The following is a 23,171-nucleotide window of genomic DNA, read 5'->3' as shown; positions in this document are numbered from 1 at the left end:
GCTCTCAAATTCAAGGCTTATTAGCTTTGTTTTAGTAACTATAGCCTGAATTGTTCACCTAAGTACACAGCCCTAACTTGCTGATTGTCTAAGATCTCTGCGGGTGTGCCCTCGGCAATAAGATTACCGTGACTCACAATGTAAGCATGTTCACAGACGTCTAAGGTCTCGCGCACATTGTGGTCAGTGATAAGTACTCCAAGGCCTCGGCTCTTAAGCTGCTCGATAATTTTCTTGATATCGATAACGGAGATCGGATCAACGCCCGCAAAGGGCTCATCAAGCAGAATAAACTTGGGGTTGGCCGCTAAGGCGCGGGCAATTTCGACGCGGCGACGTTCACCGCCCGATAAGGACATGCCTTGGCTGTCACGAATATGGGTGATATGGAACTCTTCTAGCAGTTGCTCTAGTGCTTCTTCGCGCTGGTCACTATTGAGCTCTTTACGGGTTTGCAGTACCGCCATGATGTTGTCGTGTACGGTTAATTTACGAAAGATACTCGCTTCCTGTGGTAGGTAACCAATACCTTTGCGGGCGCGCAGATGCATAGGATCGGCGGTTAAATCATCATCGTCGATAAAGATATGGCCTTTATCGCTTTTAACTAAGCCCACGACCATGTAAAAGGTGGTGGTTTTACCCGCACCGTTAGGGCCGAGTAGGCCGACGACTTGACCCGTTTTGACCGTCAGGCTGACATCTTTGACAACCTGACGACTCTTATAACTCTTGGCGAGATTCTGTGCTTTTAAGGTGATTTGGGTCATTTAGAATCCTGTTTTTTCACAGGTTTATCTGTTGGTGTATTTTTGAGTTCTTCCTGATAATTATCAGGTTGAATAATGGTAATTACGCGATCATCACCATTGCCGCTACTTTCGGCGATCAGTTTTTGCTGAATAATATCGTAACGAATTAAATTGCCTGTAACTTGACTACCCGCTTGGTCTAGGGTCGCTGTACCAGTTAGGGTCAACGTCCGAGTGGCCATTTCATAGCGAATCTCTTTGGCGCTAGCAGATGCAGGGCGGCCATCATCAAGGATTTGGCTGTAGGTTGCTGGATTTCCTGTAGCCAGTAAGACTTTACTATTTTCGCCTTCGACAGAAAATGCACGGAGTTGATCCGCATGGATTTTAATTGAGCCTTGAACAACTTCAACGGGGCCGAAGAAAATGATCTGATTGTTTTTAATGTCCGCAGTTTGACTGACGGCTTTAATTTTCACTTCTTGCTGTAAGTCACCGATCTTGGCGAAGGCATTCATGCTTATCATTAGCATTAGGCTGGCAAGTAATATGTTATTTTGCTTCATAGGTTCCTACTACCTGACTGGTCAATTGCACTTCCTGCGCGTTAAGGTCGGCATAAAGGCCTTGCCCTTGAATATTAAAATCTTTCCCTGTGACGTAAATGATGCGGTCAGAGGTCATTATCATTGTGTTGAGATCGAGTTCTAAAAAACTGGTGGACAAGGTTTGTATTGGTTCACCAGGGCTGATGGCATCGATAATAACATTATTTTCTAATACAACCTTGCCAGTATCTTTGTTGAGTCGACCTTGATCGGCTCTGATCTGCCATTTTGCTTTACCTTGGTCGGGATACACAAGATAGACAGGCTGAATAAAGTCGGTTTGGTTTTTAAGCTCATAGTGTTCCATGTGCTTTGCCGTGACGCGACTATTGACTTGTCCTTGCTCGTTAAACTCGATGCTACGCAGATCTTCGATAATGTAGTCGGGTCTGTTTGTATCGTTCAGGCTGCTATCGGTATCGCCACCGCGTTTTTGTTGGACCTGCCAATACAGCACTAGTGCAGTACCAAAAAAAGCAATAATGGCGAGGGTCACACGACTCATATGCTCATCCCATGGGCTGAGGTAAATTTGTTTTGACTCAGAAGTAACAGATCTGTCAGCTCTCTGAGCGCGCCATGACCACCATTTAACTGGGTCACAAAATGGGCGTGTTGGCGCACATAGGGATGTCCATCGGCGACACAGACGGCAAGACCGACGACATTCATCACTGGCAGGTCGACAATATCATCACCGATATAGGCAACTTCTTCTGGTGTGACATTGTAGAGCGACAGCAGTTCTTCATAGGGGACAAATTTATTATCCACACCTTGATAAATATGGGTTACACCGAGGGCCGTCATGCGGTTTTCAACAATTTTAGACTGGCGGCCTGTTATCACGGCCAGATTAAAGCCACTGGTCAATAAAGAGCGCACGCCATAACCATCGCGGGTATGGAAGGCTTTGAGCTCTTCACCCGAGTTGCTTAAATAAATGCGGCCGTCAGAAAATACCCCATCCACATCGCAGATCAGCAGTTTAATTTTTTGCGCTCTTTGCCACACATCATCGCTGATCGGGCCGTAAAATCCTTGCTGTGGCATTAAATGACTCCCGCTTTAACCATATCGAGCATATTGAGCGCACCGACAGGATGATTGTCTTTATCTATCACTATCAGGCCGTTGATATTTTTGGAATCCATCACTTGCAGCGCCTGCGCTGCCAAGACGTTTTCAGTAATTGTGACACAGTTTCGCGTCATCACATCGGCGATAGGCGTGGTGCGTAGGTTGACTTGGGCATCGATAACGCGGCGTAGGTCGCCGTCGGTAAAAATACCCACGAGTTTGTTTTGTTCATCGATCACCGCCGTCATGCCTAGGCCCTTCTTGGAGATTTCATACAGGGCATCGGTGATGCAAATATCGTGTTTAACCAGTGGTAAATCATCGCCACTGTGCATCACGTTGCTGACTTTAAGCAGCAGCTTACGTCCTAGGGCACCGCCTGGGTGAGACATTGCAAAGTCTTCCCGAGTAAAGCCTTTGGCTTGCAGCAGCGCAATGGCCATCGCATCACCCATCACTAAGGTTGCGGTGGTGCTCGAGGTTGGCGCAAGCCCGAGCGGACAGGCTTCTTCAGGCACTTCAATACATAAATGAATTTTGGCCAAACGTGCCATCGTGGACTCAGGTTTGCCCGTCATGGCGATAACGGGAATGGCTTTACGTTGGATAACGGGCATCAGCGCAAGGATTTCGCTCGATTCACCCGAGTTTGAAATGGCGAGGATAATATCATTATCAGAGAGTACGCCTAAGTCGCCATGGCTGGCTTCGCCAGGATGCACAAAGAAGGCTGGGGTGCCAGTGCTGGCGAGGGTAGCAGAGATTTTATTACCAATATGGCCAGATTTCCCCATCCCCATCACGATGACTTTGCCGGTGCAGTTGAGGATTAACTCGCAGGCTTGGGCGAATTCAACGGAATCGACATATTGATAAAGATTGTCGAGGGCCGATTTTTCAATATCGATGACTTTACAGCCCCACTGGCGCAATTGTGATTGGTCTACCATGTCTATCTCTCTTCTTGCATTGTCTTTGTCGCCCCGTATGGGATTGGAATAGCACAATTTGGTACGCGATAAAGATGATAAAATTAACGGCTTGTTACTTTGAGTCGCATGCTATTGTTTAAGCTCTGCGCCTAGGCATTAGGGCAGAATATATCGTTTAGCCATTGAATGCCTTGAGCAATATCATCGTCTTTGGTATTTCCCTTTTGCCACCCGCAGTGAGTAAGGTAACTATGATGGCCAGTTTGATGCTTAATTGCAGAACTCAATAGCGTTTTTAAGTTAAGTTGTACTCACATTATCTTTGTATCAATTAGCTTATGTCTTGACCGTTTACAAAACCATTTTGCTAATTTATCAACACAGGTGAAAACATTAAGTAACACTTTAGCTTCACAGAGCGAAAACTTAGGGCGCATTCTCGCTGGAAATGAGGCAAATTGAAAGTATCGCAGGACGATAGTGTCGATTCTGTTGTAGGTTAAAGCGCAATTACGTACAATTTGCGGCTCTTCGATTGGTCTGGGCAGGAAGCGTAGGCCACCTCTTTTCAAATATCGGAATCAAGCATGACTCAAGAACAAACGCCGTTGGTTGAGATCCGTCATTTGGGCTTTCGCCGTGGCCAGCGTGTCATATATGAAGATATTAGCCTGTCTATCCCTAGGGGCAAAGTCACCGCCATTATGGGACCGAGTGGTATAGGTAAGACCACCTTGCTCAAGCTTATCGGCGGCCAATTAACGCCCGATAGCGGCCAAGTGTTGTTCGATGGACAGGATGTGCATGCGGCGAGCCGTAGCGAATTATTCGAACTGCGCAAGCGCATGAGTATGTTGTTTCAAAGTGGCGCATTATTCACCGATATTAACGTCTTTGATAACGTTGCCTTTGCGCTACGTGAACATTCAGGCCTGCCCGAAGAGATTATTCGGACTATCGTGCTGATGAAACTTGAGGCCGTTGGGCTGCGGGGCGCCGCGCAAATGATGCCCAGCGAGTTATCCGGTGGGATGCAGCGCCGCGCTGCCTTAGCTCGGGCGATAGCCCTTGAGCCAGAAATGGTCATGTACGATGAGCCTTTTGCCGGACAAGACCCTATTTCTATGGGCGTGCTGGTTAAGCTTATCCGCGAACTTTCCGATGCACTTAATTTAACCTCGGTTGTGGTGTCCCACGATGTGGATGAAGTGCTCGGGATTGCAGATTATGTGTATGTGGTTGCAGATAAAAAAGTTATTGCCCATGGCACGCCTGAGGAGTTAAAGCATGCTGATAATCCGCAGCTCAAGCAGTTTATTCAAGGTGCGCCAGATGGCCCTGTGCCGTTCCATTATCCGGCAAAGGATTACCAGCAAGAATTATTGGCAAAAGGAGTTGGCAAGTGAAGTTATTAGATAGTATTGCCGACCTTGGCCGCAGCGCTATCGAGTTAGTGCTCGGTTTTGGCCGTGCAGGCCTGATGCTGTGGGGCGCGATTGTTCGTTGGCCTCGGGTGCGTAAAGGTTTTCCATTATTAGTGCGCCAAATCTATGTGGTCGGCGTACAATCTATGGTCATTATTGTGGTCTCCGGCCTGTTTATCGGCATGGTGTTGGCGCTGCAGGGCTACAACATCTTAGTCGGTTTCGGTACTGAGGAGAGCTTAGGCCCGATGGTGGCCTTAAGTTTACTGCGTGAACTTGGCCCCGTGGTTACAGCCTTGTTATTTGCTGGCCGCGCAGGTTCGGCACTCACCGCCGAAATCGGTCTGATGAAGAGTACCGAGCAGTTATCCAGCTTAGAGATGATGGCGATTGACCCACTGCGGCAAATCATTGCGCCACGCTTTTGGGCGGGTGTAATAAGCATGCCGTTGTTGGCGCTGATGTTTACTGCGGTAGGTATTTATGGCGGCCATTTAGTGGGCGTGGAATGGAAGGGGATCGATGGTGGTGCCTTCTGGTCGATTCTGCAAGCCTCGGTAGAATGGCGCCAAGACATAGTTAACTGCCTGATTAAGAGCGGTGTTTTTGCCGTGGTGGTGACTTGGATTGCTCTATATCGTGGTTATCAAGTGATCCCTAATCCAGAGGGGATCAGCCGTGCAACTACTTCAACTGTGGTGCAATCGAGCCTCGCCGTATTGGCATTGGACTTTTTACTAACAGCCCTGATGTTTGGCCGCTAACGGATTGCAGCGCCAAGGATACAGATCGACGGATTAACAGAGTGGTAACTGAGCATGTTGACACGAAAAATTGAATTATTAGTGGGTGTGTTTCTCTTAACGGGCTTAGCGGCCTTTTTAGTGTTGGTGTTTAAAGTCGCCAATATCGAAGTGCAGACCAGCGACAGTAGCTATACCCTCACCGCCAACTTCACCAATATCGGTGGCTTGAAGGTTCGCTCTCCGGTCAAGGTTGGCGGCGTCGTGGTTGGCCGCGTGAGTAAGATTGATTTAGACCCAGTCAAACTGGTGGCTGTGGTGACGATTGTGATGGACAAGCGTTTCGATAAATTTCCTGAAACCAGTAGCTTAGCTATTTTAACTTCAGGTTTGCTCGGTGAGCAGTTCCTCGGATTAACACCGGGCTTTGTCGATGATGACGTGAGTATGCTTAAGGATGGCGACAAAATTGACGATACTCGCTCAGCATTAGTGTTAGAAGATCTGATTGGTCAGTTCTTATATAGTATGGGTTCAAAGGATAAATAGGGGTTACCGCTATGTTTAAACGCTTATCGCGCTTATTACTGCCGTTAGTATGGATGTTTACTGCAACGACCGCACTGGCGGATGACGCTCAGGTTAACACTATGGATCCTTATGCCATGGTGAAATCTGTTGCCAACAAAACCTTCGATCGGTTCCACAAAGACAAGGCGTTGATTGACGCTGATGCGGATCATCTCAAGGTGATTGTGCGTGAAGAATTAATGCCTTACATCGACTATAAATACGCCTCTTACAAAGTGTTAGGTCAGTATTTAAAAGAGTCGACTGAAGATCAGCGCAATCGTTTCGTCGATGCTTTTGAAGGCTACTTAGTTTCAACCTATGCCCAAGCTTTTACCGAATACACTAACCAAAAAGTGGAGTTTTCGCCTGGTAGTGATTTCAGCAATGAGAAGATTGTCGATGTAAACGTACAGATTATCGAAGCGGGTCGTCCGCCGATTAAGCTGTTGTTTAAAGTTCGTCGCCTCAAGGATGACTCTTGGAAGGCGTTTGACCTAGTCGCTGAAGGCGTGAGTTTGCTGTCCTCTAAGCAATCTGAAATCTCGAACCTTATCCGCCAACAGGGGATTGATTCAGTGATTAAGATGTTGGAAGAGCGCACCAAAGACAAAGTGACTAAAAAGCCTAAAGCAGGGAAGTAAGCGCCGTGGTTGAATTTGTGCAACAGGGTAAAATTTGCCACCTCAAAGGGCGTTTATCACAGGAGCAAGTGGTCGCACTTTGGCCGCAAAGGCAAAGCCTGTTAAGCCAAGACACCCAAATGTTGTCGCTCACTGAGCTGGAGTACAGCGACAGTGCTGGCGTGGCATTTTTGCTGGCGTTAGTGCGTCAGCATGGCACGCCACTGAAGCTGTGCTCAGCATCGGATCAGCTAAAAAAATTAATCGACTTATATGATTTACAGTCCTTCTTCACCGAAGAAGCGAATTGAAAAGGTAACGAATTTCATGGAATGCAGCTTAATAGAACAGATTTTACGTGACGCGTTAGCACTCGATGAAGTGCACGCCAGCTCCGATGGCAGCCACTACAAAGTGATTGCCGTGGGTGAATGTTTTGACGGTATGAGCCGCGTAAAACAACAACAAGCCATTTATGCACCCCTGATGAGTTATATCGCCAGCGGTGAGTTACATGCATTAACGATTAAAACTTTCACGCCGACCCAATGGAAACGCGAGAAAATTTTCAACAGCTAGTAGTGAGGAAAAGTGGATAAATTAGCGATTCAAGCAAGCCCTCCGCTTGCTGGTGATGTGATTATTTCCGGCGCTAAAAACGCTGCGCTGCCGATTCTAATGGCAGGCGTGTTAGCCGAGACTGATTTTATTGTGTCGAATGTCCCCAATTTGCGCGATGTGAGCACCAGCTGTAAATTGCTGCGCTGCCTAGGCGCCGATGTGGATGAATTAGGCAATGGTCAAATCCGTATTTCGACCAAGAACCTCAACGAGTTCTGCGCACCTTACGATTTAGTTAAGACCATGCGTGCCTCGATTCTGATCCTTGGCCCGTTATTAGCCCGTTATGGCACCGCAGATGTGTCATTACCCGGTGGCTGCGCCATTGGTGCTCGTCCAGTAAACCTTCACTTACATGGCCTCGAAATGATGGGCGCCAAGATTGAAGTGAAAGAAGGTTATATCAAGGCCCGTGTCGATGGTCGCTTAAAGGGCGCCCATATTTTTATGGACATGGTGAGCGTAGGCGCGACCGAAAACCTATTGATGGCCGCGGCACTTGCCGATGGCGAAACCGTGATTGAAAACGCGGCCCGTGAACCAGAAGTGATTGACTTAGCTAACTGTTTGATAGCCATGGGCGCAAAGATCACTGGTGTCGGCAGTGCCACACTGCGTATTCAAGGCGTTGAACGTCTGCAGGGATGTGAGTACCGAGTGATGCCGGATCGTATTGAAACCGGTTCATTCCTTGTTGCCGCCGCTGTGACCCGTGGTCGTATCCGTTGCTTAAAGGCAGACCCTGCTTCGTTAGAGTCTGTTATCGCGAAACTCGAAGATGCGGGTGCCAAGATCACTACAGGTGAAGATTGGATTGAACTCGACATGGAAGGCAAGCGTCCAAAAGCGGTAAATATCAAGACGGCACCATATCCTGGTTTTCCAACCGATATGCAGGCACAGTTCTGCGTGCTCAACGTATTAGCCCAGGGCACGGCCACCATTACCGAAACCATCTTCGAAAACCGCTTTATGCACGTGCCAGAACTTATCCGTATGGGCGCGACCATGGAGCTTGAAGGCAATACCTGCATTATCCAAGGCATTGAGTCTTTGAGTGGTGCACAGGTAATGGCGACCGATTTACGTGCGTCGGCAAGCTTGGTGATTGCAGGCTTAGTTGCCGATGGTAAAACCATTGTCGATCGCATCTATCACTTAGACCGCGGCTATGAGCATATCGAGCAGAAGTTCCAAGGATTGGGCGCGCATGTAGAGCGTGTGCAATAACATTTGCTTAGGATTCACTCCTAATACAAAACCGCTTTAATGCCTGTCTCTTGAGCACAAGTTCTGTTCAAGAGACAGCGCGATTTCGTAATTCTCAAGGTTATTCTGAACGAGTCTTTATTCCTTGGTGCAGCATAGAGTCAAATTAAGTTAGCCCCACTCATAATCGAGCGGGGCGAAAGATTAGGCCTGTTGGAAGGAATAGAGTTTGTACTTGTTATTCTCTGCCGGCACGGTTAATTGGCCGAACTCGGCGGCGATGGTGTCCGAATAGGGTAGGTGGCGGTTAGCGACTATTTGCCAAATCCCTTTAGATTGTAATTGCTTGGCGCTATCGGCGACAAAACTTTGGGCAATGCTGGTCGTGCTGGCAAGGCCATCGTGGAACGGGGGGTTGGAAATAATACCGTCGAATTTTCCACTGGTCTGCGCCAGTCCATCGGAGGGATAGACCTTGCCCGTCATGCCGTTTGCTGCCAGCGTAAGTTCGCAGGAGGCTAGCGCCATGGCATTGATATCAATACATTCTAGCGACAGTGTCGGCTGCGCCTTTAGCAGCGCCGCGGCAATCACACCAGCGCCGCAGCCAAAATCCAGTACTCGGCCAGAAAGCGTTGGCAGATGCGACAGCAATAGCTCTGTGCCTTGGTCTAAATGCTTTTCACTGAACACACCGACTAAGTTGCAGATGGTGATATTGCCCTGCGGAGTGGCGAGTTGATACTGGCTGGTCCAATCGCTGAGTTTAATCTCGGGCGCGGTATCGATTAGGCTGCTGCCAAAGAGTAGGCAATGGCGCGCGTTATCGAGTTTGACGCCTGTGGCAAAGTATTTCGGCAACAGTTTGACTAAGGATTTAACCCCGCCTTTGTTCTCACCCACGACTAAGAGCTGGCCATCGGCCACTAAATGCTGTGCGGCCAGATTAAACAAGTAGGGCGCTAACGGCTTAGCCTTAGGAAAGTACACAATCACAGTGTCGTACTTATCCTGGTGGGGCAGTTGATGGCCAAAATAGCAGCGCAGTTTGCCATTGGCCTGCGGCGCTAAATGCAGGTAATGGTGGTAATCCAAGGCGAGAGCATCGACGGACTGGGCGACATCGAGCAGTGCTTTGGGCAGTGAGTCTGCTTCATGGTTTAGCACTAAGACTTTATGTTGGCTCAGGGTTTCCTGATTGCGGATAATGACTTGCGATGGATTCGTTAACACTGCATGGCTACCGTAAAAAATAAGTGCGGGCATTATACCCCTTATTCGGCTGCGAGCCAGCCTGCATGCCGCCGACTTAAGGGGTGTAGCAAAACAGCGCTCACTCGAACGGTGCGAACTGAAAGCCAATAAAAAAGGCAACTGTGTTAATACTGTTGCCTTTTATCTGTTAGCTGGCGCGATATTCGCTTGGCTTATTTTTAGCTAATCGCAGCAAATTAGCCCTGTGGCTGCACTGGTGCTGGAGTTGATACAGGTGCGGGGGCTTTTGGCTTTTTAGGCTTAGGTAACAGGCTAAAAATCTTATTGGCGATATCAGTATTGTCCTGATGACCGTTAAACAGCCCAGCTGCGGGACCTGCGGCAAACACTTGCACATCGGTGCCTGTGTGTCCGTCCGTTGTCCAACCCGTATCGGTACGTTTATCAATCACATGACGAATAGCCATTGCCATGGTTTCTAAGCCCTGCATTCTGGCTACATTGAGTTTAGCCAGTTCTTCTTCCGTTAATTCAAAGCCTAAACCACGGGATAAGTCGGCTTGCCAGGTTTCGCCACCGATAGCGGCTTGCGCTAAGGTATCTGAACTGGCGGAAATATTGCGCAGGATCTCAGGATTCCAGTTGTAATTTCCATCGACACCAATCGATAAACCGCCGGTATTATGGTCGGCGGTGATCACCATTAAGGTATCGGGATTTTGCCGCACAAATTGTTCAACGACTTCAATGGTGTTGGCAAACTCATCCATTTCGCCCATAGCGGCGGCGATATCATTGTTATGTCCCGCCCAGTCGATAAGGCTACCTTCGACCAGCAGTACAAAGCCTTGATCATTTTGCGACAGTAAACTGAGGGCTTTTTGGGTCAAGGTGCTAAGTTTTTTAGCATCTTTTTCATCTATGGCCCAAGGCAGTTGTACTTCGGCAAACAAACCTAAGACCTTAGGCTGGGTAATGCTGGCCAGATCATCAAAGCGGGTAATATGTTGATAGCCCTTGGCGGTAAATTGGGCCAACAGCTCGGGTGGAAAGTACTTTTGCCCGCCACCTAAAAACACATCGGCGTTGGTGTCGAGATAACTTAATGCCAGTGCATCGTAATTTTTACGGCTTTCGTTATGGGATAAAAATGCCGCTGGCGTGGCATGGTTGATTTGCGACGTGACTGCCACACCCGTGCTCAAGCCTAAGGATTTGGCTTTTTCAAGAATGGTGGGCAGTGGCTGTTTTTGGGTATCAACCGAGATGGCGCCGTTATAGGATTTGACTCCTGTCGCGAGGGCGGTTGCGGCGGCGGCCGAGTCGGTCACATAACCACTGACACTGGCGGGATACGTGCTTGCCATGCCAACCAATAAACGGTCGAAGACGGTTTGTTCGACTTCTTCGGTATCTGGATTGTCCTTGTAATAGCGATAGGCGCTGGTATAGGAAGGCCCCATGCCGTCGCCAATCATAATCACAATATTTTTGGGGCGTGATGGCGCCTTGGCTGGGCCCGTCTCATTCGCCCCAGCTTCCGCTGCAAATACGGGGCTTGAGAGCCATAAACTCATACCAAGCAGTAACAGTGGCGCTTTGGTGAAACTCATATCAGATCCCTAGAAGTCGTAGGCGCTCTTAAGGCGCCTTCAATGAATATTATTATCTTGTAGGTGTACAAGCTTACTGGGCGAGACGGGCTTCGATGGCATCGAACAGCATGCCAGTAATGTCCACATCAAATGCCGCTTGGATTTCGCGGATACAAGTCGGGCTAGTGACGTTAATCTCAGTCAGCTTGTCACCAATCACATCCAGACCCACAAAAATCAGGCCGCGTTTTTTAAGCTCTGGGCCAATGGCACGGGCGATTTTCCAATCAGAGTCAGATAACGGCTGGGCAACACCGCTACCGCCTGCGGCCAAGTTACCGCGGGTTTCGCCTTTTTTCGGAATGCGCGCCAAGGCGTAGGGCACGGGCTCGCCATCCACCACCAGAATGCGCTTGTCGCCCTTGGTGATTTCAGGAATAAAGGCCTGCGCCATTGCGTATTGGTTGCCATATTGGGTTAAGGTTTCGATGATCACCCCAAGGTTAGGGTCGTCCTGCTTGACGCGGAAAATCGAGGTGCCGCCCATGCCATCTAGTGGCTTGAGGATAATATCGCCCTTGGCTTGGTGGAACGCGCGGATCCGATTGGCATCGCGAGTCACAATGGTCTCTGGCGTAAATTCGCTAAACCATGCGGTGAATAGTTTTTCGTTGGCATCGCGCAAGCTTTGTGGCTTGTTGACGATTAATACACCTTGTTCTTCGGCGCGCTCTAACATGTAAGTGGCGTAGATATATTCGGTATCGAACGGCGGGTCTTTACGCATTAACACCACGTTCAGCTCGCTCAGCGGCGTGTCTTGGGCATCGCCCAGTTCAAACCATTTATTGGCATCGTTGATGACTTTTAATGGACGCATATTGCCCATGGCTACGCCATTGACCATAGCAAGGTCGGCCATTTCCATATAAAACAGCTGGTAACCCCTTTCCTGCGCCGCCATCAGCATGGCAAAACTGGAGTCTTTCTTAATGTTGATCTCACTGATGGGGTCCATCACTATGCCGAGTTTTATCATTAATCTGTTCCTTATTGGTTGCCGTCGCAGGCAAAAAGCATTTATGGATTAGCCAGTAATCAATTCGCTAGTTAGCGGTTAACCTTTAACCTAAATCACCGAATCTAAGTTGCAGCGCGGTAATCGCCGTGAGTGAGGCGGTTTCAGTGCGCAGCACTCGGGGGCCGAGTAACACGTCGGTAAACTGATAGGTTTCCGTCATAGCGATTTCTTCCGCCGATAATCCCCCTTCGGGACCGATCAGTAGGCGTACGCGGGTATGGGATAAATCTAACCCATTGATACCGTGCGCTGCCCTTGGATGCAAGTTGAGTTTGAGTGCGCTGGTCGGTTCGCTGCACCATTGCTGTAATTCCATGGCGGGGCGAACGATGGGCACTTGGCTACGGCCAGATTGCTCACAGGCGCTGATCACAATCTTTTGCCATTGCTGGATTTTCTTTTCGAGACGCTCACCTGTGAGCTTGACGCCGCAGCGGTCAGAAAATAGCGGCGTAATGGTATTTACCCCTAGCTCAACGGATTTTTGAATGGTGAACTCCATCCGATCGCCGCGGGAAATCACTTGGCCTAAATGCAGGTTGAGGGGCGACTCCGATGGATTGGCCTCACAGGACAGCACTTTTACCGTGACCGATTTTTTACCCGCATCGACAATTTCGGCAAGATAATCATGACCATCGCCATTAAACAGGCTAATTTGCTCGCCACTGCCCATACGCAGCACTTTGCCGATATGGGCTGCGCCATCTTCGTCTAGATTCAGCTGTTGGTTTACGGCTAATGGCTGAGGTTGATAAATTCTTGGAACTCTCATTGTCGACCTTATTCGGCTAATTGTTGGCGCAGTGGTGGTGCATTGCAGGCATTCTGCACAAAGGGATTATGATTACCTTGGATCTGCGCTATGGCGTTATCGCGTTTGCATTCAATAGTATCAACTGGATAGCTTTTATCCCATGCTTTGAACAATTTTAATTGCTGTGAGGCGATTTTAAGGCCATAGGTCTGCTGCATATACAGGTAAGTGCGTGCAATTTTGCCACGGGCGTGAGCGGGCGGCTGGGCTTGGCGATTCTTAAAGTCGATGACCATAGCACATTGACCATATTGGTCTGCCTTACCATTCCATTGGCTAAAACGGAAGTTGCTGCGATCGCCGTTCACTTCACCAATGGCGGGCACCAGATTGTGCATGTCCGCTTCCATCTTATTGAATTCTTGGCTGTTATCGGCGCAGTTTTTACGGCCACCCTTTTGCCAGCATTGTAATTGGTGACCAAACTCCCATGCAGGGACGATATGCTCCCACTCGATACGGTTGGCGCGGGTTTCTTGTTTACGCACTTGATAACCGCAGCTATTTAGATCGGGCTTCCAGGATTTGCCCTTAATTTGGATAGTGCAGCCACAGTAAAAACTGACAGCGGGCAAGGTGCCTTGGCGACTGCCTTGGTATAAGGATTGAGACAAGACCTTGGCTTGGCTAAAACTATTGGGGTGCGAAGGAGAGGCATTGGCTGAGGCCAACACCGCCAGCCAACTGAATAGGCACAGCAAGGTTTGCCGAGACCTTAAGGCTATCTTGGAGTTGTTCAATATTTATCCCAAAAATAATCAATACTACGCGAGCCTGTGGCTCGTCTTTTATGCCTGAATGGTAAGGGAAATACCGCGTCCTATGCAAATCGCTCGTACTTTTGGCCGAGGATTTTTACGCTATGTGGGTTATTCCGCTGCTTCGGTAAAGGTGAGGTGGGTATGGCAGCGTTTACACAGATAACGGGTTTCACCACGCAGTACTTTATTATGGCGGCGAATACTTAGCCGAACTGGGCCGCAGGCACAGCGGTACTCAAAGTCTTTCCCTTTAACCGACTGAGTATCGAAACTGTGGGTGGTATTGGGGCTCACCTTAAACAACTTGAGCATGATGGATTGCCACTCGCGGCCATGGGGTTTGGTTTTGCCAAAGAGTTGGAAGCAGAGTAAGTGGCTGATTTCGTGGGGCACTACTTCGGATAAGAAGGCTTCGCTATTTTCCCTGAGTAATACGGGGTTAAAGCGCAGGCGATTCTGCTGCAAATGCGCTGTGCCCGCACTCCGTCCCCGCAGGGTAAATTGGGTCAACGGCCGCGCAAATGGACGCTTAAAGTAGATTTCTGCCTGCTGATAACAGTCTTCGATACGCGTAAGGATTTGCTGCTGCACTGGTGTCAGTGGCTTTGGCTGGCGTTGTGGCATGTTGTTTTTCGCCATCTTGGTCGCAGTCAGCGTGGTGATACTCGCGGATGAGATAGCTTTACGGCGCAGGCTATTGAGTAGGGATCTCGGGTTAAACATAGACTTAGGCGTTAACTCTTATTTTGCAAAGCATCAAGTGTGGCTAGGTGTGTCAGATGGATACCATGATGCGACCCGATAAGGCGCATAAAGCAAGCGTTTGCATCATAACCAACGCTTGCTGACAATGCCAGTATTGCGGCGGTTACAGGCTCGCCGCGGCCTGCATCACCATAGTACGCACTTGCTCGACAATGGCTTGTTCGGTGGCATTGTCGTAGCCCTTCACCCTCGGGGTGTGGATATGGCCCACCTTAGCGCGGCTATTGAACTTTTGCTGTAACACAATGGCGCGATAAGAAATCTCGTTTGAGAGATACCCACCACCAGAACCTTCGACCGAGGTTTCATTTTGCAGCTCGCTTAGGGAACTGGCATTAAATTCACCGCGCGCTAGGGTGGTCACAGTATGGTTATCGTTGACTTTCCACTGACCATCTTGCACTTGCATCGCTGCGACGGGTAATGAAAATTCAACAAATTCAGGGCCGATAAAGTTTTTACCATTGAGTTTGGGGGCGACAGGCGCGGTTTTGCTTGCGCCTGTGTATAGATTTTGGTTATCGGGCGCTGCTGCACTACGGTTACGGCCTGGGAAGTGTTCAATATCAAAGTCGCTGCGCCCCATGCTGACGGTAAAGACAAACTGGGTTTTAGGGTCGCGATAAATGGGACTGAGTAAGGATTCGATAATACCTTGGTCGAAATCCTCGAAGCGTACTGGGATCATGGCGGTTTCGATTTGGGCCTTTTTGCCATTGATATCAAATCGGAAACCATCGAGGGCGAGGGCCACTAAGCCCGAAGGATTGCTCTGACTGATGTCTTTGTCGAGGAAGAAGGGGTCGAATCCCGTCAGGAAGATTTTTATCTGCACATCATCATCGTATTGGATATCACTGAATCCTCGCGATGCCTTCTCAACCGCGCTGGCTAAAATCTGTTGCTGCCAATCAGCCATTTTAAAGTTAGCACTGTTGTTTTTAAGGCTATTTAACATTGACAGTCGCGCCCAATACAGAGATCTGTCATCAAAGTGTCCAGACTGCACATCACGCACAGCCTGTTGCCATAATCTATGTCCTTGGCGGGCGGCAAGTTGGGTAGCGTCGCGTTCATTTTTCTGTGCGGATAATTGATTCGCTAAGCCTTCATCCAATGCTTGATAACGGTTTACCACTTCAGCCATGACTTTTTCAGCGGTAGGAATACGAGACACTTCCACATCGCCGAGGAGTTGTACGGCACCAGCGGTTTGCGCCACTGTGCTAGCGAGGATAAAAGCGAGGCAGGGCTTTAACATTGGCGTTTCCTTTTTATTTTAATCACTTATTTTGCTGGAAATAGACGATGTTTCTAGGGCGTTCAGGCTTACTTCATCTTAGAAATAATGAAACTTATGCCAAAAAGCCACAATGATTGTTTTGAGTATAAGAGTTTACCTATAGTGATTCGAGGATCTTATTCCTATTTTGCATATCAGATCGATACTGACGAGTTGCTATGATTTTGGACTGGCGTTTAGTTGGGATAGCTAATAGTTAAATCTTGTAAAGCTTGTGCCTGATTGTTGCCACAATTGGTCAGCAGTTTGCTAGGGAATGAGAGGGCAGAGAATGATAAGCTTAGCACTTAATTTGTATGGATATATTGCATTAAGCAAGGGGACGTTATGCGTGTATTAGCCTTATCGGCTGTGTTTTTGGTGGCATCGATTATCGGAATGCCTGCGGTAGCAAAGGAATGGCAAGAAAACAAAAGTTGGAATGCTCACTTTACTGAACATAAATCACAGGGCGTAGTTGTGCTCTGGAATGAGAATAAGCAGCAAGGATTTACCAATAATCTTAAACGGGCGAACCAAGCATTTTTACCCGCATCTACCTTTAAAATTCCCAATAGCTTGATCGCCCTCGATTTGGGCGTGGTTAAGGATGAACACCAAGTCTTTAAGTGGGATGGACAGACGCGCGATATCGCCACTTGGAATCGCGATCATAATCTAATCACCGCGATGAAATATTCAGTTGTGCCTGTTTATCAAGAATTTGCCCGCCAAATTGGCGAGGCACGTATGAGCAAGATGCTACATGCTTTCGATTATGGTAATGAGGACATTTCGGGCAATGTAGACAGTTTCTGGCTCGATGGTGGTATTCGAATTTCGGCCACTGAGCAAATCAGCTTTTTAAGAAAGCTGTATCACAATAAGTTACACGTATCGGAGCGCAGCCAGCGTATTGTCAAACAAGCCATGCTGACCGAAGCCAATGGCGACTATATTATTCGGGCTAAAACGGGATACTCGACTAGAATCGAACCTAAGATTGGCTGGTGGGTCGGTTGGGTTGAACTTGATGATAATGTGTGGTTTTTTGCGATGAATATGGATATGCCCACATCGGATGGTTTAGGGCTGCGCCAAGCCATCACAAAAGAAGTGCTCAAACAGGAAAAAATTATTCCCTAGAAGTGGTTAGCGCGTATTTGTGTGAAATAGCCGTCATATAAGCTGTAAAGATATATGGACAAAATGCTGATGCTTGATGCGCTTGTAGTTAATGGCTCATACTTAATCGGTTAGGCCAAATCGACTTAAGCTCCGCGCGTTAACTTTTAGCCTGAGCGTTAGCATCACATTCCTAAACGTAAAAAGCCTAGCCAATTTGCTAGGCTTTTTTGTTATCTAAATGGTCATGGTCACTCAACATTGGGATGTGTATAAAGGAATGGCGATGTCAGTAAAGGTGAATGCCGCTGCGATAAAGTGCCTAGCCCATCAAGGATTGTAGGCTTTCTTGGCTGCTAAAGCGTTTGACGAAAAAGTCCAAGAAGGCGCTGATATTGGTGGCTAATTGTCTGCGGCTCGAATACACCCCGTAGACCTTAAAGGGTTCAATCGGCCATTCCTGTAAGATTGGCACTAGCTGGCCGTTGGCGAGTTCGGTTTTGCAGGCGGAGTTTGATAGCATTGCAATCCCAAAGTCATCGAGGGCTAACTGCTTAACCATTATTGGGCTATTGACCCTGACTTTACGCTGAAAGTTTACCATGGTTTTGCGAGCCCCTTTGCCTAAGGGCCATATGGGTGCTGAGCGGGATGTCCCTAGCAGAATACCACTATGGTCGCTCAGCTCCTTAGGTGTTGCGGGGGTGCCGCGTGCTTTTAAATAGCCAGGGCTTGCTACCAGAATTGGTTGACGCTCGAACAGTAATCTTGCAACAAGATCAGAGGATTGCAGTGGTCCATATTTGATAGCTATGTCATATCCTTCACCCACCAAACCGATATCGTTGTCGGTAAACTGGACATCTAATTCCACATTGGGATATAAACGCATGAATCCGCTACAGAGGTTAGCAATTAATTCTTGGCTAAAAGAGACCGGAATGGCTATCCGTAATGATCCTGATACATCATCATGGGTACTCTCGATAACAGCCTTGGCCGCTTCCACCTCATTGCGAATGGAATCACAGTGTTGATAAAAGAGTGCCCCGACTTGGGTAAGACTCAGGTTACGGGTGTCGCGTTGTAACAATCGCACGCCTAGTTGTTCTTCAAGCTGCGCGATTTTGCGACTTATGGTGGATTTTGGGTGGCCGGTTTCACGTGCAGCTTGGGAGAATCCCTTTGCTCTCACTACGGCTGCAAATAGCATCATACCGTTTAAATCTGGCATGTTTTTCCCACTGTCTCATATTTGGAACATAGCGTCTTATGCAGTTTAATGGCATTTGGCGGGATAACAAAGTTATATTTATTGGCTAAAAATTTTCAGAGGCTAAAGCAGAGGATCTTTTGATGACCAGCAATAATCAGCCCAAACACATGACTCAAGCCCAAACGCCCGATCCGCTTTTTTTACAGGCCGAGCATTTGGCAAAGGATTTTTCTCTGTTTCCTAAACACAGTAAACAGAGCTTATCAGAAGAAATTAAAGGCCTTTTAAATGAAGATGCCATTCAGGCAAATTTAAAAGACTTGGCATCGTTAGATGTTGACGGTTATGTCGCAAAAGTGATCCAACCGACCCAAGACAAAGGTCGTCCTGGTGCTAAACGTATCATTGCGGACCTAAAGGGGCGCTTGATTACCGAAACTCACTTGGGCTCTTTCTACAGTGCTGAGGTCGAGCTGAATTTCGGTTCACGCACTCGTCGTATCGGCTTTATTGCTCAAGAGCGCACAACGGCTAACGGTGCATGGATGCCTGAGCATCACTATGCCGCCTGTAAAGCGATTCGTCATTTTGCCGAATTGTCTATGCCTATCGTCTATTTAATCGATACCCCAGGGGCCGATGCAGGCGAAGTGGCCAACAGCCAAAACCAAGCACATTCTATTTCTAAGGCGATTGCCGAGAGTGCCAACGTTGACGTACCGACAGTCGGTATCGTTATCGGTGCGGGTTACTCGGGTGGCGCGATTCCTTTAGCTGCGGCTAACATCCTGTTATCGCTGCGCGATGGTATTTTCAACACCATTCAACCACAAGGTCTACAAAGTATCGCCCGTAAGTACAACCTGTCATGGCAGGAATGTGCTAAATCTGTGGGTGTATCTCCAGAAGAGCTTTACACCGCCGGTTGTATCGATGGCATTATCGATTTTTCTCCAGGTGACCGTGACGAGCGTCAGCACAATTTACGCCGCGCGATTATCAGTAGTATCGAAGCGGTTGAGCGCGCAGCAGTGAACTTTGTACGTGAATCTAAGGATTTACGTGAGCATTATGATCGCAGTTTAGCGCGTTTCCTTAATCCATCTAAAAACTTGATGGCATTAGAGTTAAACGCTGAATTGGCTGTGGCAACGAGCCCAACCAACCACCACAACTTGTTTGGTAGCGCTTACCGTTACCTGCGTTATTTAACGCTGCGTAGCCGTATTCATTCGATCTCTCAGGAGCAATACGGACGTTTGTCACGTGTCAGTGTGCCCGAGGGCGATCTGTTAGCGCGTATCCAGCAAGAGCAAGATCGTGTATTCCAAGCTTGGCTATCTAGCCCTGATAAGCTGGTTTACGATGAAGATCTGAACAAATTGTGGGCGAACTTTATTGCTAAGCGCGATGAAATTTCAACCGAACGTAATATGCTGACACGTTTTATTTTGGGTGAACCAAAAGAAAACTATAAAAAAGCTCGTAAGGCACTGTTATTTAACATCGGTTGGTCTTTATATCACCGTTGGAAGAGCAACGCGGCAAACAACTTTAAGGGCTTAATTCAGCATCTTGAAAATCTGCCTAAGTCTGTAACTCAAGCAAAATGGCCTGAGCTTAATCAATTGACTGTGCTCGATGTCGTTGTAAACGATGAGTTGCGTGAAGACTTTATTTGGCAATGCCATAACATCCTGATTTTTAACTCACTTTACGACAACGTTGTGGGTAGCTTAGCGTCTATCGCGAAAGAAGCCATGATGTCTAAGAGTCTGTCACGCAACTCGGTGAACAATCTACTGCACAAGTCGATTGACCATGCGCTGTCTACTCAGGATACCGCAAACGACAAGGCTAAATTCTACAAGTGGCTTAAGTACTTTATGAGCCAATCTAACCGTGCCGATCTCTTGGTGCGTGTAGAGCAGTGGAAGAGTGTGGGCTTCCCACAACTTAACGACAGTTTATTCGTTATCCTGACTTACTTCTTCGAACGTTTATTGCCTGAATACTTCGACAGTGAAAGCGACCACAGCAAATACACTGGTGCGATTAACCCTGTGCGTATCGGTCGTCGTAAGGACTTCTGGAACCGCTTGACCATGGGTTATCAGGACTTACTGATCCAAAAAGTATTACGTGACGAAAAACGTACCGGCAAGATGACGTGGGAAAATGTGATTAAGCAATTTTTCACTAATTTCGACGAAATCAATGGCGACAAAATGTCGGCTAACTTGCTCAACTTCCCTGGTTTCCGTTTATCCATTGAAGATGCGTTAGATAAAGGTATTCGTCCTTGCGGCCTGATCACCGGTATTGCTGACTTTAAAGAAAAGGGACAAAAAGTCCGTGTGGGTCTGGCGGTATCTAACACTGCATTCCAAGCGGGTGCCTTCGATATGGCGAGTGCTGAGAAATTCTCTGCGCTGCTGATCGAATGTGCTAAGCGTAAATTGCCAGTAGTTTGTTTTATCAGCTCAGGCGGTATGCAGACTAAAGAAGGTGCTGCGGCACTGTTCTCAATGGCTGTTGTGAACGACCGTATCACACGCTTTATCCGTGATAACGAATTGCCAGTATTGATGTTTGGTTTTGGTGACTGTACCGGTGGTGCGCAAGCGAGTTTCGTGACTCACCCATTAGTGCAAACCTACTACCTGTCTGGTACTAACATGCCATTCGCGGGTCAAATGGTGGTTCCTGCTTACTTACCTTCAACGTCGACTCTGTCGAACTATCTGTCGAAAGTACCAGGTGCAATGGCGGGCTTAGTCCACAACCCATTCAGCGAAACCTTAGATAACCAATTGGCGAGCATCGATCCTCTGATGCCAATGCCAACGGCGAAGATTAATGACGTAATCATCAATGCTCTGTCGACTCTGGTTGTTGAAGCGCCTGTTGAAGAAGAAGTGATTGTTCAAAACGATCCTCGTAAGTTAATGAAACCAATTAATAAAGTATTGGTTCATGCCCGTGGTTGTACTGCTGTTAAGTTGATCCGTAAGGCTCACGATAACGATATCAACGTGGTATTAGTGGCGTCAGATCCTGACATGACTGCCGTACCTGCGGATATGCTGAAAGATTCTGACAAGTTAGTCTGTTTAGGTGGTAACACCTCTGACGAAAGTTACCTGAATGCCTACTCAGTGTTGAAAGTTGCCGAATACGAGCAAGTTGATGCACTGCACCCAGGTATCGGCTTCCTGTCTGAAAGTCCACAATTTGCGGCATTGTGTGTGAATAATGGGGTTAACTTTGTGGGCCCTAGCGTGCATTCAATGACGACTATGGGTAACAAGTCGAACGCGATTAAGACTTCACAAAGCCAAAACGTACCAGTGGTACCAGGTTCACACGGTATTCTGACGAACGCTGAGCAAGCGGTAAACGTGGCCAATGAAATTGGTTACCCTGTGCTGCTCAAAGCGGTACAAGGCGGTGGTGGTAAAGGTATTCAGGTCGTTAAACGTCCTGAGGATATGATTGGTTTATTCCAAAAAACCGCTACTGAAGCGGCAGCTGCCTTCGGTAACGGCGACCTGTACTTAGAGAAATATGTTACGTCACTACGTCATATCGAAGTGCAATTACTGCGCGACCAATTTGGTCACGCTAAAGTATTGGGTTTACGTGACTGTTCAGTACAACGTAACAACCAGAAAGTGGTTGAAGAGTCTGGCTCAACCATGTTGCCAGATGAACTGAAAAAACAAGTGCTGGATTACACCCGTGCCTTAGGTGATGCGACCGATTATATGGGGGCAGGTACTGTAGAGTTCATCTACAACCTAGACGCAAACGAAGTGTACTTCATGGAGATGAACACTCGTCTGCAGGTAGAGCATCCAGTAACCGAAGCGACTTCTGGTATCGATATCGTAAGCGCGCAGTTTGATATTGCTGCGGGTCGTTCAATCGAGCATTTAGAGCCGAAAGAAATCGGTTATGCGATGGAAGTGCGTGTAACGGCTGAGAAAGCCGCACTCGACAGCCATGGCGTACTGCAACTGGTTCCAAACCCTGGCAAGATCACCGAATGTGTATTCCCTGATCATCCAGATGTAGAAATCATCTCGATTGCTGCACCGGGCAAAGAAGTTTCGCCTTATTACGATAGCTTAATCGCCCAGGTGATTATGCGCGGTGAAAACCGTGAAGACGTTATTGCGAAGCTACATGCTTACCTCGACAGCGTAGTGCTCAAAGGTATCGCTACTAACATTCCGTTGCTGAAGTTAATCCTAAGCGATGGCACCTTCAAAGAAGGCGTATACGACACTAACTATCTGCCACGCTTTATGGCTGAGCTAGATATTCCAGCACTGATTGCTGAAATGGAAGCCGCTGCCGAAACCGTTGGGGTGGATACTGAGTCGCTGCGTGTGGGTGAAAGTAACGAGCTTAAAGTATTAGCCCAAGGCGCAGGTATCTTCTATACCTCTCCAGCGCCAGGCGAACCTGATTTCGTTAAAGAAGGTGATATTGTAACCGTTGAGCAAACCCTTGCCTTGACTGAAGCAATGAAGATGTTCTCGCAGGTTAACTTGGCTGGCTTTAACCGCCAAGGCGCCGTGCTCTATCCTGAGGATAAGAAGTACCGCATCGAGCGTATTCTGAACAGCAATGGTCAGCAAGTATCGCAAGGTGACCTACTCTTTGTTGTGTCACCAGTTGAAGATTAATCTTGTAAAAATAGATTAAGTAAACGAAATACCCGTCAATTTGGCGGGTATTTTTTTA

General features: G+C 47.9%; 22 protein-coding genes. 9 read left to right on the top strand and 13 right to left on the bottom strand.

All coding sequences use genetic code 11. The annotated features are described in order from the left end of the window. Nucleotides 1-38: 38 nt before the first annotated feature. Genes lptB through IEY09_RS03850 form a run of 5 tightly spaced genes read right to left on the bottom strand, consistent with a single transcriptional unit; the run spans nt 39 to nt 3,390 of the window. Nucleotides 39-770, bottom strand: a complete 732-nt coding sequence (gene lptB / locus IEY09_RS03870) for an LPS export ABC transporter ATP-binding protein (RefSeq protein ID WP_037422019.1) — start codon at nt 768-770, stop codon at nt 39-41. Beyond that, nucleotides 767-1,318: a lipopolysaccharide transport periplasmic protein LptA gene (gene lptA, locus IEY09_RS03865; protein WP_037422024.1), complete on the bottom strand. Its 552-nt coding sequence runs from the start codon at nt 1,316-1,318 to the stop codon at nt 767-769. The genes lptB and lptA overlap by 4 nt, the downstream gene beginning before the upstream one ends. Further along, a complete protein-coding gene (lptC, locus tag IEY09_RS03860; RefSeq protein WP_055648106.1) occupies nt 1,305-1,865 on the bottom strand; it encodes an LPS export ABC transporter periplasmic protein LptC in 561 nt (186 codons plus the stop codon). Before lptC ends, lptA begins: the two co-directional genes overlap by 14 nt. Continuing rightward, entirely contained in the window at nt 1,862-2,413 is a 552-nt protein-coding gene (kdsC, locus tag IEY09_RS03855) for a 3-deoxy-manno-octulosonate-8-phosphatase KdsC (protein ID WP_037422031.1), read from the bottom strand. Before kdsC ends, lptC begins: the two co-directional genes overlap by 4 nt. After that, the gene (locus tag IEY09_RS03850; RefSeq protein WP_037422034.1) at nt 2,413-3,390 is read right to left on the bottom strand and encodes a KpsF/GutQ family sugar-phosphate isomerase; all 978 of its coding nucleotides are present in this window, start codon (nt 3,388-3,390) and stop codon (nt 2,413-2,415) included. The genes kdsC and IEY09_RS03850 overlap by 1 nt, the downstream gene beginning before the upstream one ends. Nucleotides 3,391-3,959: 569 nt before the next feature. Here IEY09_RS03850 and mlaF point away from each other — a divergent pair. From mlaF to murA, 7 genes are read left to right on the top strand one after another with little or no spacing between them, the layout of a single operon-like run. Beyond that, nucleotides 3,960-4,778 carry a phospholipid ABC transporter ATP-binding protein MlaF gene (mlaF, locus tag IEY09_RS03845; protein WP_037427130.1) on the top strand — a complete coding sequence of 273 codons (819 nt, stop codon included), beginning with the start codon at nt 3,960-3,962 and terminating at the stop codon, nt 4,776-4,778. Beyond that, a complete protein-coding gene (gene mlaE / locus IEY09_RS03840) occupies nt 4,775-5,560 on the top strand; it encodes a lipid asymmetry maintenance ABC transporter permease subunit MlaE (RefSeq protein ID WP_037422041.1) in 786 nt (261 codons plus the stop codon). Before mlaF ends, mlaE begins: the two co-directional genes overlap by 4 nt. A gap of 54 nt (nt 5,561-5,614) precedes the next feature. Next, entirely contained in the window at nt 5,615-6,088 is a 474-nt protein-coding gene (mlaD, locus tag IEY09_RS03835; RefSeq protein ID WP_037427133.1) for an outer membrane lipid asymmetry maintenance protein MlaD, read from the top strand. Nucleotides 6,089-6,099: 11 nt separating this feature from the next. Continuing rightward, a complete protein-coding gene (locus IEY09_RS03830; protein ID WP_037427135.1) occupies nt 6,100-6,753 on the top strand; it encodes an MlaC/ttg2D family ABC transporter substrate-binding protein in 654 nt (217 codons plus the stop codon). A 5-nt stretch (nt 6,754-6,758) separates the two neighbouring features. Beyond that, nucleotides 6,759-7,043, top strand: coding sequence for an STAS domain-containing protein (locus IEY09_RS03825; RefSeq protein ID WP_188869911.1), 285 nt, complete (start codon nt 6,759-6,761; stop codon nt 7,041-7,043). Between the two features lie 16 nt (nt 7,044-7,059). Further along, nucleotides 7,060-7,311, top strand: a complete 252-nt coding sequence (locus IEY09_RS03820) for a BolA family protein (protein WP_011621481.1) — start codon at nt 7,060-7,062, stop codon at nt 7,309-7,311. Nucleotides 7,312-7,323: 12 nt separating this feature from the next. Then, the gene (gene murA, locus IEY09_RS03815; RefSeq protein WP_037422055.1) at nt 7,324-8,583 is read left to right on the top strand and encodes a UDP-N-acetylglucosamine 1-carboxyvinyltransferase; all 1,260 of its coding nucleotides are present in this window, start codon (nt 7,324-7,326) and stop codon (nt 8,581-8,583) included. Between the two features lie 183 nt (nt 8,584-8,766). On the opposite strand, the gene IEY09_RS03810 is transcribed toward murA, so the two are convergent. The 7 genes from IEY09_RS03810 to IEY09_RS03780 all read right to left on the bottom strand — a co-directional run bounded on the left by IEY09_RS03810 (nt 8,767) and on the right by IEY09_RS03780 (nt 16,057). Further along, on the bottom strand, nt 8,767-9,795 hold the full coding sequence (locus IEY09_RS03810; protein ID WP_188870084.1) for a methyltransferase: 1,029 nt from the start codon (nt 9,793-9,795) through the stop codon (nt 8,767-8,769). Nucleotides 9,796-10,013: 218 nt separating this feature from the next. Then, nucleotides 10,014-11,390, bottom strand: a complete 1,377-nt coding sequence (locus IEY09_RS03805; protein WP_188869910.1) for an alkaline phosphatase — start codon at nt 11,388-11,390, stop codon at nt 10,014-10,016. Between the two features lie 73 nt (nt 11,391-11,463). Beyond that, entirely contained in the window at nt 11,464-12,411 is a 948-nt protein-coding gene (gshB, locus tag IEY09_RS03800; RefSeq protein WP_188869908.1) for a glutathione synthase, read from the bottom strand. 85 nt (nt 12,412-12,496) lie between these two features. Beyond that, the gene (gene rsmE, locus IEY09_RS03795) at nt 12,497-13,228 is read right to left on the bottom strand and encodes a 16S rRNA (uracil(1498)-N(3))-methyltransferase (RefSeq protein WP_088586106.1); all 732 of its coding nucleotides are present in this window, start codon (nt 13,226-13,228) and stop codon (nt 12,497-12,499) included. Nucleotides 13,229-13,236: 8 nt separating this feature from the next. Further along, nucleotides 13,237-14,013, bottom strand: a complete 777-nt coding sequence (gene endA / locus IEY09_RS03790) for an endonuclease EndA (protein WP_086024041.1) — start codon at nt 14,011-14,013, stop codon at nt 13,237-13,239. A gap of 126 nt (nt 14,014-14,139) precedes the next feature. Next, on the bottom strand, nt 14,140-14,754 hold the full coding sequence (locus IEY09_RS03785) for a SprT family zinc-dependent metalloprotease (RefSeq protein ID WP_188869906.1): 615 nt from the start codon (nt 14,752-14,754) through the stop codon (nt 14,140-14,142). A gap of 145 nt (nt 14,755-14,899) precedes the next feature. Next, nucleotides 14,900-16,057, bottom strand: a complete 1,158-nt coding sequence (locus tag IEY09_RS03780) for a PA0049 C-terminal domain-containing protein (protein ID WP_188869904.1) — start codon at nt 16,055-16,057, stop codon at nt 14,900-14,902. Between the two features lie 369 nt (nt 16,058-16,426). Between IEY09_RS03780 and IEY09_RS03775 the strand changes: the two genes are divergently transcribed. Beyond that, complete coding sequence (locus IEY09_RS03775; RefSeq protein WP_015059991.1) at nt 16,427-17,224, top strand: OXA-48 family carbapenem-hydrolyzing class D beta-lactamase OXA-48; 798 nt, start codon at nt 16,427-16,429, stop codon at nt 17,222-17,224. Nucleotides 17,225-17,525: 301 nt separating this feature from the next. Here IEY09_RS03775 and IEY09_RS03770 read toward each other — a convergent pair whose 3' ends face one another. Continuing rightward, nucleotides 17,526-18,437, bottom strand: coding sequence for a LysR family transcriptional regulator (locus tag IEY09_RS03770; protein WP_015586033.1), 912 nt, complete (start codon nt 18,435-18,437; stop codon nt 17,526-17,528). A 122-nt stretch (nt 18,438-18,559) separates the two neighbouring features. Between IEY09_RS03770 and IEY09_RS03765 the strand changes: the two genes are divergently transcribed. Beyond that, entirely contained in the window at nt 18,560-23,113 is a 4,554-nt protein-coding gene (locus IEY09_RS03765) for an ATP-binding protein (protein WP_037414507.1), read from the top strand. Nucleotides 23,114-23,171 lie beyond the last annotated feature (58 nt).

It is taken from the genome of Shewanella xiamenensis, from assembly GCF_014647135.1.
Lineage (GTDB): Bacteria > Pseudomonadota > Gammaproteobacteria > Enterobacterales > Shewanellaceae > Shewanella > Shewanella xiamenensis.
Note: the sequence above shows the minus strand (reverse complement) of the source record. Positions and strands in the feature narration are given on the sequence as shown.